This window comes from Amycolatopsis ultiminotia (assembly GCF_039536925.1).
Lineage (GTDB): Bacteria > Actinomycetota > Actinomycetes > Mycobacteriales > Pseudonocardiaceae > Amycolatopsis > Amycolatopsis ultiminotia.
This window is the reverse complement of record NZ_BAAAZN010000002.1, coordinates 1-15,489: the sequence shown is the minus strand read 5'-3', so window position 1 is coordinate 15,489 and position 15,489 is coordinate 1. Positions and strand designations below refer to the sequence as shown.

Annotated in this window: 13 protein-coding genes; 8 read left to right on the top strand and 5 right to left on the bottom strand. The window is 71.3% G+C overall.

Annotation, left to right across the window (positions count from 1 at the left end; genetic code table 11):
- Positions 1-16: 16 nt before the first annotated feature.
- Positions 17-667 carry a helix-turn-helix domain-containing protein gene (locus ABD793_RS05035; RefSeq protein ID WP_344855838.1) on the bottom strand — a complete coding sequence of 217 codons (651 nt, stop codon included), beginning with the start codon at positions 665-667 and terminating at the stop codon, positions 17-19.
- A 107-nt stretch (positions 668-774) separates the two neighbouring features.
- Here ABD793_RS05035 and ABD793_RS05030 point away from each other — a divergent pair, with 107 nt between their 5' ends.
- Both ABD793_RS05030 and ABD793_RS05025 read left to right on the top strand, forming a co-directional pair.
- Positions 775-1,851, top strand: a complete 1,077-nt coding sequence (locus ABD793_RS05030; protein WP_344855836.1) for a hypothetical protein — start codon at positions 775-777, stop codon at positions 1,849-1,851.
- Positions 1,852-2,124: 273 nt separating this feature from the next.
- Positions 2,125-3,000: an oxidoreductase gene (locus ABD793_RS05025; RefSeq protein WP_344855834.1), complete on the top strand. Its 876-nt coding sequence runs from the start codon at positions 2,125-2,127 to the stop codon at positions 2,998-3,000.
- A gap of 54 nt (positions 3,001-3,054) precedes the next feature.
- On the opposite strand, the gene ABD793_RS05020 is transcribed toward ABD793_RS05025, so the two are convergent.
- Positions 3,055-3,789 carry an SDR family oxidoreductase gene (locus ABD793_RS05020; protein ID WP_344855832.1) on the bottom strand — a complete coding sequence of 245 codons (735 nt, stop codon included), beginning with the start codon at positions 3,787-3,789 and terminating at the stop codon, positions 3,055-3,057.
- A 143-nt stretch (positions 3,790-3,932) separates the two neighbouring features.
- On the opposite strand from ABD793_RS05020, the gene ABD793_RS05015 reads away from it, so the two are divergent.
- The 4 genes from ABD793_RS05015 to ABD793_RS05000 all read left to right on the top strand — a co-directional run bounded on the left by ABD793_RS05015 (position 3,933) and on the right by ABD793_RS05000 (position 8,016).
- Positions 3,933-4,823 carry an RNA polymerase sigma-70 factor gene (locus tag ABD793_RS05015; RefSeq protein WP_344855830.1) on the top strand — a complete coding sequence of 297 codons (891 nt, stop codon included), beginning with the start codon at positions 3,933-3,935 and terminating at the stop codon, positions 4,821-4,823.
- Positions 4,824-4,852: 29 nt separating this feature from the next.
- Positions 4,853-5,215, top strand: coding sequence for a DUF5313 family protein (locus ABD793_RS05010; protein ID WP_344855828.1), 363 nt, complete (start codon positions 4,853-4,855; stop codon positions 5,213-5,215).
- 363 nt (positions 5,216-5,578) lie between these two features.
- A complete protein-coding gene (gene amaB / locus ABD793_RS05005; protein ID WP_344855826.1) occupies positions 5,579-7,102 on the top strand; it encodes an L-piperidine-6-carboxylate dehydrogenase in 1,524 nt (507 codons plus the stop codon).
- Positions 7,103-7,209: 107 nt separating this feature from the next.
- On the top strand, positions 7,210-8,016 hold the full coding sequence (locus tag ABD793_RS05000) for a sigma-70 family RNA polymerase sigma factor (protein ID WP_344855825.1): 807 nt from the start codon (positions 7,210-7,212) through the stop codon (positions 8,014-8,016).
- A gap of 311 nt (positions 8,017-8,327) precedes the next feature.
- Here ABD793_RS05000 and ABD793_RS04995 read toward each other — a convergent pair whose 3' ends face one another.
- Positions 8,328-9,674, bottom strand: a complete 1,347-nt coding sequence (locus ABD793_RS04995; protein WP_344855823.1) for an IniB N-terminal domain-containing protein — start codon at positions 9,672-9,674, stop codon at positions 8,328-8,330.
- Between the two features lie 318 nt (positions 9,675-9,992).
- Entirely contained in the window at positions 9,993-13,472 is a 3,480-nt protein-coding gene (locus ABD793_RS04990) for an indolepyruvate ferredoxin oxidoreductase family protein (RefSeq protein WP_344855821.1), read from the bottom strand.
- 148 nt (positions 13,473-13,620) lie between these two features.
- Here ABD793_RS04990 and ABD793_RS04985 point away from each other — a divergent pair, with 148 nt between their 5' ends.
- Positions 13,621-14,085 carry an Lrp/AsnC family transcriptional regulator gene (locus ABD793_RS04985; protein WP_344855819.1) on the top strand — a complete coding sequence of 155 codons (465 nt, stop codon included), beginning with the start codon at positions 13,621-13,623 and terminating at the stop codon, positions 14,083-14,085.
- 83 nt (positions 14,086-14,168) lie between these two features.
- A complete protein-coding gene (locus ABD793_RS42625; protein WP_425548651.1) occupies positions 14,169-14,735 on the top strand; it encodes a transposase in 567 nt (188 codons plus the stop codon).
- On the opposite strand, the gene ABD793_RS04975 is transcribed toward ABD793_RS42625, so the two are convergent.
- Positions 14,677-15,306, bottom strand: coding sequence for an acetate uptake transporter (locus ABD793_RS04975; protein WP_344855817.1), 630 nt, complete (start codon positions 15,304-15,306; stop codon positions 14,677-14,679). The genes ABD793_RS42625 and ABD793_RS04975 overlap by 59 nt on opposite strands.
- Positions 15,307-15,489: the final 183 nt, after the last annotated feature.

Genomic DNA, 15,489 nt, shown 5'->3' with positions numbered 1-15,489 from the left:
CAGTTACGAGACAGCCCTAGACGAGGAGTTCGTCCCGATAGAGGCTGAACCGGACGGTGCGGGCTGCCTCGGTGAGTGCGGGCCGCAGCCGTGTCCAGGTGTGGCCGGGGCCGCCGGTCAAAGTGAGCGACGCGACGACGGCGCCGGTGGGGTCGGCGATGCCCGCGGACATCGACGAGTGGCCGGCGGGATCCTTGTGCACGAGCAGGTCCCGCTCCAGCTCGGGCGGACCGTCGAAGGCCCGGAACAGCTCGGCCGCCGAGGACTCACCCGGTCGCAGCCTGCGGCCCTCGTGGACTTCGGGGGTGCCGCGGCCGACCTGCGCGAGACTGACGACCAGCGCGGCACCCTGGTCGAGCACGCTGAGGTAAGCCGTCCGGCCGGTGGTGTCCGCGAGGTCGCGAAGGTGGCGGAAGGTGTCCCGCTGGATCCGCCGCACGCACGGCGCCGAGCTGCCGATCGCCCAGACCCGCGTCGCGAGCCGGTAGCGTCCGTCGGCCTGTTGTTCGAGGCCGCCCCATTCGGTCAGTTCGCGCACCATCCGCCACGCGGTGGCAATCGGCAGGCCGGTCCGCTCGGCAATCTGGGTGACCTGCAGCGCGCCGGGAGCCCGTTCCACCGCGTCGAGCACCGACAGGACACGGGCCACGACACTGCGAGGAGACACTGCCTGCTCCTTCCCTTGCCGTACTCCGAAACTAACACGGCAGCGCCTTTTCACCGGATGGAAACGACGGCCACGTTTCCCGGTGCGGTGGTCGCAGACTCGGCCGCATGACATGGCATGACTTCACCGGCGGAGAGGCGGTGACCGCCGCCGAGTTCGTCACCGCGGCGCAGAACCTGCTGGAATCCGCGGTCACCGCAGCCGGGGGCAGCGATCAGGCACGCGACGAGTTCGTGGCCGGGCTCGCCGCCTGCTTCAGCACCACCGGCCCGTACGCGACGCTGCGGCTCGACACCGGGCCGCTCGGTCCGGACGTGCGGAATGAGCTGGCTGCGAACGTCGACGCGGTCTCGGCGTTCGTACTCGACCTGATCGGCACCGCGACCGCGCCGCGAGCGGTGGACGACGTCCACAGCACGTGCGTTGGGTACGCGTGGATCCCGCCGGTCGTGCGACGGCTCACCTCCGGCCCAGGTCTGCATTCGGCACGCAACCTCTACAACGAGTGGCTCTGGCAGCTCGTCCTGCTGCGCGACGCGCTCGTCCCGTTCACCAACCCGGGACAAGTGCGGGTGCGGGCAGGCGCCGAAGGGCTGACGCACCTGCAGGGGGCGCGCGACTGGTTCGCCGTCCAGGTCATGACCCGGCGAATCGCCCACGAAGCCATTGTGCGGTTCGCCGCCGAGACGGTCGTCGGCGAACCCGCCGGCGGGGCGTACGGCTTCCAGCACGCCGGTGCGGCCGTGCTGCCGCCGGTCGCACTCGGCGGCCCGTTGCTCGGGCCGAGGTACTTGCTTCACCGGTACGAAACCGCGGTAGTGCCGGAAGAAACGGCGTTTTTCGTCCCCGGCCCCGCCACGGCCGCCGCCGAACCATCCGGCCGGCTCGTGCCCGGTCCGCCCGGAGCGGACCGGACCAGGACACTGACCCTGACGACCGAATTCGAGGGCGCCGCATGGGCGGTCGACCTCGGCGCCGCGTTGCGTGGCCACCGGTACGCCGCGCGTCCGTCGGCTGAAGCGGCCACAGTGGACAGTCCGCCGCCGGGCAGTACGGTGATTCCCACCGGCGGCCGACGCGCCCGCACACTGGCCCTGCTCGCACGACTGCATCCGGGGAACGTCGTGCTCTACACCGGTCAGGCGGTCGAGGGAAGCCCGGTGCTGCTCGACATCCGAGGCTGACTCACCTGCCTCCGATCGCCTCCGCCACTTCGGCCGGACGTGCCGGGAACACCGCGGCGCTTTCCGGTGGGCGGAACTGCGCAGACCGGGTTGTCCGGCCACCCGGTTTCGCTCGGGGCCCGGCGGTCCTGGTCCTGACACCACCAGGATCGGCGGGGCGCTGGCTGCTCCCGCCTGCCTGGCGCACGATGGGGTCAGCCGCCGGGAAGGCCCCGCGCGACCGCATTGACCGATGCAGTGCACAGGCACTCAACAGGCACGGAAGGACAGGACATGAGCGAAACCCTCCCCGGCGGGACCTTCACCATGGCAGGCGGACGCACTGTGGCCCGGATGGGCTACGGCGCGATGCAGCTGGCGGGCCCCGGCGTATGGGGTCCGCCGAAGGACCGCGGCGAGGCGATCGCGGTACTGCGCACCGCGATCGAGCTGGGCGTGAACCACCTCGACACCGCGGACTTCTACGGACCGCACGTGACCAACGAGCTGATCCGGGAAGCGCTGGCGCCCTACCGCGCCGATCTGCACCTCGTCACGAAGGTGGGTGCGGTGCGGGACGAGAACGGCGGCTGGCCGCACGCCCGCTCCCCCGAACAGCTGCGCGCGCAGGTGGAATCGAATCTGCGCACGCTCGGCGTCGAAGCACTCGACGTGGTGAACCTGCGGGTCGGCGGCGGCGCGGACGGGCACTCGCCGGTGCCGGGTTCACTGGCCGAGCCGTTCGGGGCGCTGGCGGACCTGCGCCGTGCCGGACTGATCAAGGACCTCGGGGTGAGCGTGGTCAACGCGGAACAGGTCGCAGAAGCGCAGTCGATCGCACCGGTCGTCACCGTGCAGAACTGGTACAACGTCGCGCACCGCGGTGACGAAGCACTCATCGAATCACTTTCACAGCAAGGGATTTCCTACGTCCCGTTCTGGCCGCTCGGCGGGTTCGACCCGCTGCAGTCCGCCACCCTCGACGGCGTCGCGGAGCGTCTGGGCGCCACACCGAAGGCGGTCGCGCTGGCCTGGCTGCTGCACCAGTCGCCGAACATCCTGCTGATCCCCGGCACATCCTCGGTCGCGCACCTGCGCGAGAACGTCGCCGCGGCGGCGCTCGAACTGCCCGCCGACGCACTGGCCGAACTCGACGGCGTCGCTGCCTGAGCACAACGCCGATCGCCGGCCTCGGGAGCGGGCCGAGGGCAAGGGCGCCTGCCGTCACCGGGCCAGCCACTCCGTCAGCCCGATCTTCCCCAGCTGTGCGTCCGGCCCCGGCAACAGGCTGTCCTTCTCCAGCACGGTCCCGAAATACTGCGCTTCCGGGTCGGCCACCACCGCACGGGAGTCCGAACGCGCCACCAGCACGGCACGAACCCACTCGTCCATGGCCAGTACCTCCGGACCGCCGATCTCGGCGATGCCGCCGACCGGCTCGCCCACCGCAGTACGGGCGACCACGGCGGCCACGTCCGCGGCCGCGATCGGCTGCACGCCCGCGCCGGGCAGCCGCACCACGCCGTCGACGGTCGCGCTGTCCGCGATGCCGGCGGCGAACTCCAGGAACTGGGTCGCGCGCACGATCGAGTGCCGCAAGCCGGCAGCCACGATCAGTTCCTCCTGCGCCACCTTCGCCCGCAGGTAACCCGAATCCGGCAGCCGGTCGGCACCCACCACGGACAGCGCAACGTAGTGCCCGGCGTTGCGTGCGGCCCGCACCAGGTTGCCGGTCGAACGCCGGAAGAACTCCAGGACGTCGTCGTCGGCGAAGGACGGGGAGTTGGCCACGTCGACCAGTACGTCGGCGCCCCGCACCACGTCTTCCAGTCCCTCACCGGTCACGGTGTCCACCCCGGTGCTCGGCGCGGCGGCCACCGCCTGGTGGCCGGCTTCTCCCAGCCGGGTCACGACCTGCGAGCCGATCAGCCCGGTTCCGCCGATGACCACGATCTTCATGTTCGATCCTTCCGTTCCCGCGCCGGCCGGTCGCCGGCGGCTGCTCACCAGTCAGGACCGGACAGCATCCGGATCCGTGACAACCGCCGGTAAGCTCGGCCGGAGGGGCGCCGCCCGCCGCGCCGGAAAGGACTTCCGCGCCCATGGGGCAAACCGCCGGCGAGGGCCTGGACGAGGCGGCCACGGTGTTCGCGCAGGTGCGGCCGCGGCTGTTCGGGATCGCCTACCGCATGCTCGGCAGCGCGACCGACGCCGAGGACCTCCTCCAGGACGTGTGGCTGCGCTGGCAGACCTGCGACCGCTCGGTGGTCGGGAACCCGGGCGCCTACCTCGCCACGACCACGACCCGGCTGGCCATCAACGCGGGCCAGACCGCACGCGTGCGGCACGAAACCTACGCCGGGCCGTGGCTGCCCGAGCCGGTGGACACCTCCGCCGATCCGCAGCTGGGTGCCGAGCGGGCGGCGGCACTCGAAGTGGCCGTGCTGTTCCTGCTGGAGAAGCTGCCGCCGACCGAACGAGCGGCATATGTACTGCGGGAGGCATTCGACTACCCGTACCGGCAGATCGCCGACATCGTGCAGACGAGCGAGGTGAGCGCACGCCAGCTCGTCAGCCGGGCACGCAAGCACCTCGCCGCGGAACGCCGTACACCGGCGGAGCCTCCCGAGCACCGTCGCCTGCTCAGCGCGTTCGTCACCGCTGCCCGGACCGGCGACCTGGCCACGCTGGAGCAGCTGCTCGCCGACGACGTGGTGAGCTACTCCGATGGCGGCGGCGCAGTCCGTGCTTCGCGGATCCCGGTGCGCGGTTCGGTCACCGTCGCGAAGTACATCCGCGCGTTCGCCGGCCGTTTTTGGGACGGCGTCGAGGTTTCCTGGAGCGCGGTCAACGGCAGCCGGGCCGCCGTGCTGCGCCGGGACGGAGCCGCGTTCGCGGTGCTGACCGTGGCGGCCTCGGCCGACGGTATCGACCAGGTGTTCTGGATGATGAACCCGGCCAAGCTCACCGCGTTCACCACCCGAGAGGGATAGCCGCCGCCACGACCGGGTATCCGGGCCCCATGAAACGGCCCGGACCAGTGCGCTGGCTGCACTACGTCTACGGCGGGCGGCTCCCCGAAGCCTACCGCGAATGGGTTCTGCACGACGCGACCGCGAAAACCTGGGTACTCCGGTTCGCGTTCCGCATTTTCGCCGAGGCGCTGCCCTGGCTGGTCGCGGCCTATCTGGTGCTGACCCTGCTGACCCCGCTGCCGGTGCCGGTCGTGCTGCTCGCCCTGCTGCTGAGCCTCCTGCTGAGTCTGTTCCTCACCGTCACCAGCGCCGACGAGCTCGCCGAAGTCCGCCTCACCAAACACGGTTTCCCACCCGGAACAGGCAAAGCCGTCCGGAAACGCCGGGGCGGAGCCTCGACCTGGCCGTGAGCCGATCGCGGCGGCGGAGCTGCCCACCCGAAGCGGTGCACCGGCCCGCCACCCAGGATCACCGGTGCGGGCGAACGACACCCCCACCGGGTGCGCCCGTGCGAGGCGGGCACCTCTCTGCTGCACCGGCCGCTGGTCGGCGAGCCGACCGTCACCCGGCACGAACTGATCCCGGCCGGGCCGGTGGTCCGGCGGAACCCGTTGCACAGCAAGGGCTCCAGCCGCCACCGGACGGACGGGCTGTGCTGCGCCGGTAACCCGGTCACCTCGAAAACCCAGCAAGAAAACCGCGCGTAGACGGCGTCGGTGGCGCTGAGGCACGATGTGCTGGCTCGGCTGCAGACTCCGATCCGGGAAGGAATCATGACCGACACCACCGTGGCGACCACCGAAACCCTGCGTGCGCGCACCCGCGCGGCCCTCGACCGGATCGGCGTGGTGCTGCCGGAAGGCGCCGGCCTGCACGCCCGGACCCCGATCACCGGTGACGACCTCTTCCCGCTCCGCGCGAGCAACCGCGTCGACGTCGAGACCGCGATCACGGATGCCGCGCAGGCGTTCCGGACCTGGCGCACCACACCTGCACCGGTCCGCGGCGAGCTCGTCCGGACCTTCGGCGAACTGCTGCGCACGCACAAGACCGACCTCGCCGACCTGATCACCGTCGAAGCGGGCAAGATCGGTTCCGAAGCACTCGGCGAGGTCCAGGAAATGATCGACATCTGCGATTTCGCCGTCGGTCAGTCCCGCCAGCTCTACGGCCGCACGATCGCCTCCGAACGACCCGGCCACCGGCTCGCCGAGACCTGGCACCCGCTCGGCGTCGTCGGGGTGATCTCCGCGTTCAACTTCCCCGCCGCCGTGTGGTCGTGGAACACCGCACTCGCCCTGGTCTGCGGCGACACCGTGGTGTGGAAACCGTCCGAGCTGACCCCGCTCATCTCGCTGGCCGCCGCCCACCTGCTCGACCGCGCCGTCGCGGCCACCGGCGCGCCCGACGGCGTCCACCGGCTGCTGCTCGCCGACCGGGACGCGGGCGAACGCCTCGTCGAGGATCCCCGTGTCGCACTGGTCAGCGCCACCGGGTCCACCCGGATGGGCCGGGAGGTCGCGCCGCGGGTGGCCGCCCGGTTCGGCCGCTGCCTGCTCGAGCTCGGCGGCAACAACGCCGCGATCGTGGCCCCGTCCGCAGACCTCGATCTGGCGCTGCAGGCCGTCGTGTTCTCCGCGGCCGGCACCGCCGGACAACGCTGCACCACCCTGCGCCGGCTCATCGTGCACCACGACATCGCCGACCGGCTGCTCTCGAAACTCGGTGCGGCCTACCGGAAACTGCCCGTCGGCGACCCGTTCCTGGACACCACCCTGGTCGGCCCGCTCATTTCCGCCACGGCGGCGAAACGGATGCGGGAAGCCCTCGAACAAGCCAAGGCCGAAGGCGGCAAGGTACTCGCCGGAGGGTCCGAAGTGGACACCGGGACGAACGGTGCCTACCTGACCCCCGCGATCGTCGCGATGCCGGGCCAGACCGCGATCGTGCGGGAGGAGACGTTCGCCCCGATCCTCTTCGTGCTGACCTACCGCACTTTCGAGGAGGCGCTCGCCCTGCACAACGACGTGCCACAGGGTCTCTCGTCCTCGATCTTCACCCGCGACCAGCAGGAGGCCGAACGGTTCGTCGCCGCCGACGGTTCGGACTGCGGCATCGCCAACGTCAACATCGGCACCTCCGGCGCGGAAATCGGCGGCGCGTTCGGCGGCGAGAAGGAAACCGGCGGCGGCCGCGAGTCCGGGTCCGATGCCTGGCGCGGGTATATGCGCCGGGTCACCACCACCGTCAACTACTCCGCCGAACTCACCCTCGCGCAGAACGTCAGTTTCCTCTGAACCCGAGTTCCCCCACCTCGCCGCGAATCCGGAGTACAGTGCCCTACCGGTTACTCACGGTACTGAGGACGTGACGAGGTGCGGGCCGCCCGGCAGGAGGTCACCCCGTGGACGGAAACTCGGCCGCCGTCGCGGACCGATACGCGGCACGGACGGACGTGGAACTGCTCGACGCGGTGCGCGCGGGCGACCGCGAGGCCGGCGGCGAACTGTTCCGGCGGCACGTGGCGTTGCTGCGCGGGATCGCGAGCAGCTGGGTCACCCAGCCCGCGGAACGTGAGGACCTCGTCGCCGAGGCGTTCGCCCGGGTGCTGTGCACGGTCGCGGCGGGCGGCGGACCGGAGACGAACGTGCCCGCGTACCTCGTGGTGACCATGCGGAACCTGCTCGCGCGGTGGACGAGGCGCGACCGCAGGGTCGAGCTGCACGCGACCGTGCCCGAGCCGCCCACACCGGACCGCGGCATCGAGGACGTCGTGGTGACCCGGTCGGTCGACCGTCTGGTGTGGTCGGCCTACTGCACCCTGCCCGGCCGGTGGCGGACGGTCCTGTGGCGCACCGCCGCCGAGGGCGTCAGCCCGGCCGCACTGGCACCGGTGCTGGGAGTCTCGCCGAACGGGGTCGCCGTGCTGGCCCGCCGCGCCCGCGAAGGACTGCGACAGGCGTACCTGCAGGTACAGGTCCCGGAGGCGGAACAGCCGCACTGCGCGGAAGTCCGCCGCCGGATGGGCGCCTGGTTACGCGGCGGCCTGCCCGAGCGTCGCGCCCGGACACTCGCCCGGCACATCTCCGGCTGCGCACCGTGCCGAGCCGTGGCAGTCCAGCTGGCGGAGGTCAACAACGAACTGCCACCGATCTGCCGCGTCACCGGCCCGGTACCGGTACCCCGACCCGCGCAGGACGCACAGCGCTAGCCGGCTCGGCTCGCGACTGGCTTTCGGACCGGCGGGGATCCGGGGTTCGACGGCCCGGAGATTCCGCAGCGCGCGATTTCACTGCTCGGGACTCAGTCGACTCGGGCACTGGGGCTCGGCGGAAACCGCCGATCACACCCGCGCCCGTTGCCCGCTTCACTGCCAAGGCACTGGCGATACGCGCACCCGAACGGCTGCGAACACCACGCTCGGACGACCGTTGCGGCGTCAACCTGCGAGTGGTCGGGACGCGGACAGACCACGGGCCCGGACCGGCAATGCGGCCCGGGCCCGTGGTGCGGGCACTGCGGTCAGTGCGCCAGGTGGATGTCGTCCAGCGGGGCGGCGCCGACGTGCGACTCCAGGCCCTGGACCAGGTCGTGCGCGTGCGACTGCACGTCGCTGACCAGGCTGCTCGCGGTGTGCGTGTCCGCGAGGTCGCCACTGACCGTGTGGGACACCGCGGTGTCGGCCGTGTCGTGCGCGGCGCCCAGCACGTGCTGGGCCGGTTCCTGCACCGGAGCCGGGACGTGCGAGGTCGCACCCTCGATGCTGTGGGTCAGCGAACCGGCGTCCGGCGCGGCCGGGACGGCAGGCAGCGACGGGGTCGCCGGCACACCCGGAACCGAGGGCAGCGCCGGAACCGCCGGGACCGCGGGCACGCCCGGAACCGCCGGCACGCCCGGGACCGCGTGGTCCAGCGTGCCGGACAGGTCGCCGGCCGAGGTCAGGTCGCCGGCCGCGTGGGTCAGCGTGCCGGGCAGGTCACCCGCGGCGTTGCTGACCGTGCCGGGCAGGTCGCCGGCCGCATCGGTCACCGTGCCGGGCAGGTCACCGGCCGCACCGGTCACCGTGGCGGGCACGTCACCGGCCGCACCGGTCACCGTGCCGGCGAGGTCGCCGGCCGCGTGCGGGGCGTCCGCGCGGGCGTCGTCGGCGTTCAGGCCCACCGGGGTGGATCCGATGGCCTCGTTGACCGAGCCGAGCGCGCCGGCACCGGTCTGGCGGACGCCCTCGACGAGGCCGCCTGCCGCACCGCCGACCACGGGCAGCTGGCCTGCCTCGGCCACCGCGGCCTTCCACAGCGCAGCGTCGCCGAGGTGGTTGGTGGTCGCGTCGACCGCCGAGCCGACGAGCTTGCCGTCGAAGAGGTGGTCGCCCACCGCGTTGACGGTGTTCTCCAGGTCGACCGCACCGGCGTCGACCAGCGGGCCGACGACCGGCACGCCGGAGGTGGCACCCGCGACGCCGTCGACGACGTGCGAGACCCCGCCGAGCACACCGTGCGTGAGGGTGTTCAGACCGGTCTGGTCCGCGATGTCGCTGACCGTGCCGAAGACACCGCTCAGGTCGAGCGGACCGGCGGAGGTGGCTGCGCCGACCTCGTGCGCCGCGTCCTGCAGGCGCGGCGCCGCGGCGTCGTTGACCTGGTCCAGCACACCGGACACGTCGCCGGAGGCGAGTGCCGGGGCGGCGGACGGCGACAGCGGAGCGGTGTCCATGACCAGCGGCATGATGTCCTGCACGTCCGCCGGGCTCAGCTCGCCCAGTCCGGCGCTGTTCAGCACGGCCTGCGGGTCAGCGTGGTACTCCGCCAGCGACTGCGGGTCGTTCAGCAGGTTCAGCGCGAATTCGTGCAGCGTCTGCACCGGGCCCATAGTTCGATCTCTCCTGTAATGGCCACTGGATCGGGGAAGTCCGCACAACAACGCGGACAAGCCGGCGATCGGGCCGGCTCCGGGATGAAGATATGCCCGTGCCCGCGGCGTGCCATCGGGGGGCACCCCGGAACCGCGGGCCGGGCCGCTAGGGACTTCCCTGCTCCCCCGAATAGGGGCATTAGGGGATTTCCGGGGTACCGCCTGGTCACGGCGCCGCGGACGGTGCACCGCACCGGACGCACCGATCGGGTGGCTCCGGACGGCCGCAGCGCCTGCCGGAGCGGAACCACCCGTTGGTGTGAAATACCGGCCGGTTCAGGCGCTCCGCAGCGCCTCCACGGCGTTCGCCGCGCCGGCCGGATCGGCCAGCAGCTCGGCCTGCCGACGGCGGTAATCGTCCACGTTCGCCAGCTTGAGGTGTTCGTAGCCGCGCACGAGATCCGGCAGACCGGCCAGCTCGACCAGCCGTTGCTCGTCATGGGCGGCCAGGTCCAGCGCCCTCGTCACGGCCTCGCGGTATTCCCCGATCAGCTCGCGTTCGAGCCGGCGGACCTTCGCCGGCCCGAAGACGTCGAACGGAGTGCCCCGCAGCACCCGTGCGGCCCGTAGAACGCGCAGCACCGGCCGGAAGCTGCGGCCGCCGAGGCTGATCTTGCGCCGCATGCCGAGCGCACGCAGCACCGGTGGATGCAGCCGATAGGAGAACCTCGACCCGACCCCGAATTCCGCCTCGATCTCGGCGATCAGCCGCGGATCAAGCGAAAGCCGGGCGACCTCATACTCGTCCTTGTAGGCCATCAGCTTGTACAGGTTGCGCGCCACCGCTTCGGCAGCCGCGTCGCTGCCGGAACGGTCCCGCACGAGTTCCACGAATTCCGCGTACTGCCGCGCGTAGCGCTCGTTCTGGTAGCCGATGAGGTCGGCCACGCGCAGATCGAGCAGACGGCCCAGTTCGGTGTCCGAGTCCGTCCGGACGAGTGCCCGCACCCGGCGGACCGCGGCGCCGGACGGTGCAGCCGGTGCGGGTGCTTCGGTGGCGAGGTCCGCGGCCAGCCGGCCGGGGTCGGCGACGGCCTGCCGTCCACGGCGGAAGGCCTGCACGTTGGCCTCGACCGCGGTGCCGTTGATCGCGATGGCCTGCTCCAGGCTTTCCGCGGACACCGGCAGCGCACCGGTCTGGTAGGCCGCGCCGAGCTGCAGCAGGTTCGCGTACTGGTCGTCGCCGAAGAGCTGCCCGGCCAGTCCCCGTGCGTCGAGATAGTGCCGCCGGGTGGTGGCGTCGTCGAGTGCGGCCCGGATACTCGACTGGTCGGGGAAGGACACCGCGGTGTCCACGATCATCCGCCCGGTGGGCACTTCCGAAGTGGACACCACGGCCACCGTGTGCTCCGGATCCGTCACCCCGAGGTACGCCGGATCCGCGCCGACCAGCGGATCGCAGGCCAGGTACAGATCGCATTCCCCGGCGGCGAGCTTGGCCGCCTGCTCGAGCGCGGCCGAGGTGATCTTCACGTCGGAGACCACCGCGCCGCCCTTCTGCGCCAACCCGGTCTGGTCGAGCGTGCGCACCTGTTTTCCCTCCAGCACCGCCGCGACGGCGAGGATCTGCGCCACGGTGACCACACCGGTGCCGCCGACCCCGGTGATCCGCACCGCGGCGTCCCGCTCCGCGCGGACCGGGTCCGGCACCACGTCGCCGTCCAGCGGAGCGACCTCCCGGCGTCGCACCTTTCCGGTGGGCACCACGGTCAGGAACGACGGGCAGTCGCCACCGAGGCAGGAGTAGTCGACGTTGCAGGAGGCCTGGTGGATCTTGGTCTTGCGGCCGAACTCGGTCTGCACCGGTTGCACCGAAAGGCAGTTCGACTTGGTGCCGCAGTCACCGCAGCCCTCGCACACGCGCTCGTTGATGAAGACCTTCTCGGCCGGGGTCTCCTGCTTGCCCCGGCGGCGCTTCCGGCGTTTCTCCGCGGCGCACTCCTGGTCGTGGATCAGCACCGTGACGCCCTTGACCGCGGCCAGTTCCTCTTGCGTGCGCTGCAGTTCCGTCCGGTCCCGGACCTCGACCCCGCGCGGCAGTGCCCGCTTCCGCAGCCGACGCGGGGCGTCCGAGGTGATCACGACCTTCGCCGCGCCCTCGACGAGCAGCAGCGCGGCCACCTGCTCCACCGGCAGGCCACCGGCCGCGTCCTGCCCGCCGGTCATCGCGACGGCCGAGTTGTAGAGCAGCTTGTAGGTGATGTCCACCCCGGCCGCCACCGCCGCGCGCACGGCAAGGCTGCCGGAGTGCGTGAACGTGCCGTCGCCGATGTTCTGCGTCAGGTGCGGAGTCTCCACGAACGGCGCCATGCCGATCCACTGCGCGCCTTCGCCGCCCATCTGGGTCAGCCCGACGACGTCGCCGACCTGCTCCGGTTCCATGAACAACGCCATGGTGTGGCAGCCGATCCCGGCGCCGACGAGCGTGCCGTCGGGAACCTTGGTCGAGGAGTTGTGCGGGCAGCCGGAGCAGAAGTACGGCGTGCGCGCGAGCAATGGGACCGAAATGCGTTCCCGACGGCGCCGCGCGCGCCATGCGGTGACCGGTTCGAGGTCGCCGTGCGCGGTGAACCGCTTGGCCAGCCCGGCCGCGATGGCGTCCGGATCGAGCTCGCCCAGTTCGCTGAACAGCACCTGCCCGTCCGGTCCGGTCTTGCCGTGCACGGCGGGTGCGCCCGGCCTGCCGTACAGGATCTCCTTGACCGCCGGTTCCACCAGCGCCCGTTTCTCCTCCACCACCACGATCTCGCTGAGCCCCTCGGCGAACTCGGTCACGACGGCGGGTTCGACCGGGTGCACCACGCCGAGTTTGAGCAGCCGGATGCCGTACCGCTCCAGTGCCGCCTCGTCCAGTCCGAGCACGCGCAACGCCTGCCGCAGGTCCAGATAGGACTTCCCGGAGGCGACCACGCCGATCCGGTCGGCACGCCCGGACCGCACGATCCGGTTGACCCCGCTGGCGCGCACGTACTCCAGCGCCAGCGGAAGCCGGACCCGGTGCAGGCTGTGTTCGAGCGTGACCAGCTCCGGACCGAGCAGCCGGCTGCTCGGCCGGTGCCGGTAGGCGCCCTCGGGCAGCTCCGGGACGGTCCACTCCGGATCGACCAGCGCGGTGCCGCCGGCGTCGGCGACGTTCGCGACCACCTTCATCGCGGCCCACACGCCACTGGCCCGCGAGAGCTCCACCGCGTGCCTGCCGTAGTCGAGCACGTCCTGCGAATCGGCCGGGTAGAACACCGGCATCGCCAGGTCGGCGAGGGCGTGCTCGGACGCACACGGCACGCTTGAGGACTTCGCGTTCGGATCGTCGCCGACCAGCGCGACGGCACCACCGCGGGGATCGGTGCCGGCCAGATTCGCGTGCCGCAGGGCGTCGGTCGCCCGGTCGAGACCGGGGGCCTTGCCGTACCAGAAGCCGGTCACACCGTCCGGGCGCAGCGTCGCGGCACCGGCGGCGAGCTGGCTGCCCATCACCGACGTCGCGGCCAGTTCCTCGTTCACGCCGGGCCGGTGCACGATCGCGTGCTCGGTGAGCAGCGCGCCGCGGCGGGCCAGCTCCAGGTCGAAGCCTGCCAACGGCGAACCCTCGTACCCGGACACGAACGCGGCCGGATCGGCCCCGCCGCGCCGGTCGTGGCGGATCCGGTCCAGCACCACCCGCACCAGCGCCTGCACCCCGGACAGGTACACCGTGCCGGTTTCGCGCAGGTAGCGATCTTCCAAGGTGAACGTGCTCATCCGCCGCCCTTCCCGCATGCTCCCGGACTCCGCCGTCCGGCCGTGACCCACCTCACCGCCGGCACCGGACGCGCGCAACACACCTGCGGGGTCAGGCGGGAGAGGACGCAAAATACCGTACCCAAACCGGGATTGCCGGGGAATCCGTTGCGTACTATGCCCGGCTATGAGCGAGGATCTGCTCGACGCCACCGACCACGAAATCATCGCGCTGCTGCAAGAGGACGCCCGGCGCACGTTCTCGGACATCGCCTCGCGGGTATCGCTGTCCACTGCGGCCGTGAAGCGGCGAGTGGACCGGCTCCGCCGTGACGGCGTGATCACCGGATTCACCGCGCAGGTCGACCACGCGAAGCTCGGCCTCGGCATCGAGGCGTTCTGCCAGCTGCGTTTCTTCGGCAGCACGAAGGTGGACGAGATCGTGCAGACGACGACGCGGCTCCCGGAGGCACAGGCGGTGTTCACCATCGCCGGCGAGGCGGACGCAGTGGTGTGGCTGCGCGGCCGCGACATGGCACACCTGCAGCACACGATCGACGAACTCCGCCGCAGCCACCACATCACCAGCACCAGAACGCTGATCGTGCTCGATTCCTGGATCCGCGGACAGGCCTGGCCGAACCCGGCTTAGGCAGTGTCCTAAGTGGTGGCGTCCTAAGTGGTGGCGTCCTAAGTGGTGGCGTCCTCTGTGGTGGCCCGGGCGTTGTGTTGATCATGGTCGGGGGTCGGTGGTGGATCGTTCCGGCGGGGTTGTGCGAGGTGGCTCGGGCTGCTGCTGCCTGCGGTGTGTGTCCGCAGGGTGGTGGGGTGTGCAACATTGATGATGGAGCGGTGTTTGCCGCGATCGTGTACGTGCTGGTGCCGGGGTGCGCGTGGCGGGTGTTGCCGCCGTGTTTCGGTGCGTCGACGGTGCACCGCCGGTTCGTGCTCTGGGCCGTCTTCATCGCGCAGTGCTGGAGTGCGGCCGGGCTGGTCGACTTGTCCCGGATGCTGCCGGACACCGCCCATCGCAGGGCGAAAACGGAATGCCCCTCGTGGTCGGCGTCTCAGATGGCAACGCCGTCGACGCCGACGAGGCGAAGCCGATGGACGCGGGCCGCTCTCGCGCCACAGGTTGCCCAGCCCGCGACCACACTTGCCGGACACGCCCTGGTTGACCGGCGCAGAGCCGGGTCGATCGGGTCCGGCCGCTCCGGTGTGCGGCCGGACCCGTTGCCGTGCTTCAGTGTTTGCCCAGTGGGATGGTCGGCAGGATGGTGCGGCCCGCGGTGGTGTTGGTGACCACCGCGAACGAGCCGTACCAGGCGACGACCGCGGTCGCCAGTCCCAGCCAGCCGCCGATGGTGCCCGCGGTGCTCGCCGAGCCCAGTTCGCCGATGGTGAGGAACAGGAACGTCAGGAACAGCAACACGAACACCCCGACCAGCACCGCCGTGGTGCGCAGCGAGGCGATCGTCATGTAGGCGGTGAAAATCGTGAACACGAGCAGGAACACGCCGGTCGCGGTGGCCGCGTCGGCAGCCGGGATCTTGTCCGCGAACTGCCACACGTAGAAGGCGAACGCCAGCCAGAACGCGCCGTAGGTACCGAACGCCGTCGCGCCGAACGTGTTGTTCTTGCGGAACTCCCACATTCCGGCCAGCAGCTGCGCGACGCCACCGTAGAACAGCGCCAGCGGCAGCACGACCGGCTCCACCGACTTCGGGATCAGGCCGGCGTTCACCGCGCTGAGCACGAACGTCGTCGCGGCGAACCCGGCGAGTCCCAGCGGACCGGGATCGGCGATCGGCGCGGAGTCGGACGCGGGCGCCGCCGACGGGGTCGAGACCGGACGGACAGCGGTGTCACTCATCGGATCCTCGATTCTCTCGTACTCGTGCGGCAGATCAGCTCTCGTCGCCACCGCGTTTCAGGCCGGTGGCGATGAGGTCCATGACGGAGGAGTCGGCGAGGGTGGTGACGTCGCCGATGCGGCGGTTTTCGGCGACGTCGCGCAGGAGGCGGCGCATGATTTTGCCGGAGCGGGTTTTGGGGA

Bases quoted from the DNA above. Each gene is read 5' to 3' on its own strand.
- ABD793_RS05010 (WP_344855828.1), top strand. From the start codon at position 4,853: ATGAAACGGCCCGGACCAGTGCGCTGGCTGCACTACGTCTACGGCGGG.
- ABD793_RS05030 (WP_344855836.1), top strand. From the start codon at position 775: ATGACATGGCATGACTTCACCGGCGGAGAGGCGGTGACCGCCGCCGAG.
- ABD793_RS05025 (WP_344855834.1), top strand. From the start codon at position 2,125: ATGAGCGAAACCCTCCCCGGCGGGACCTTCACCATGGCAGGCGGACGC.
- ABD793_RS05020 (WP_344855832.1), bottom strand. From the start codon at position 3,789: ATGAAGATCGTGGTCATCGGCGGAACCGGGCTGATCGGCTCGCAGGTC.
- ABD793_RS42625 (WP_425548651.1), top strand. From the start codon at position 14,169: ATGGTCGGGGGTCGGTGGTGGATCGTTCCGGCGGGGTTGTGCGAGGTG.
- amaB (WP_344855826.1), top strand. From the start codon at position 5,579: ATGACCGACACCACCGTGGCGACCACCGAAACCCTGCGTGCGCGCACC.
- ABD793_RS04995 (WP_344855823.1), bottom strand. From the start codon at position 9,674: ATGGGCCCGGTGCAGACGCTGCACGAATTCGCGCTGAACCTGCTGAAC.
- ABD793_RS04990 (WP_344855821.1), bottom strand. From the start codon at position 13,472: ATGCGGGAAGGGCGGCGGATGAGCACGTTCACCTTGGAAGATCGCTAC.
- ABD793_RS04975 (WP_344855817.1), bottom strand. From the start codon at position 15,306: ATGAGTGACACCGCTGTCCGTCCGGTCTCGACCCCGTCGGCGGCGCCC.
- ABD793_RS04985 (WP_344855819.1), top strand. From the start codon at position 13,621: ATGAGCGAGGATCTGCTCGACGCCACCGACCACGAAATCATCGCGCTG.
- ABD793_RS05015 (WP_344855830.1), top strand. From the start codon at position 3,933: ATGGGGCAAACCGCCGGCGAGGGCCTGGACGAGGCGGCCACGGTGTTC.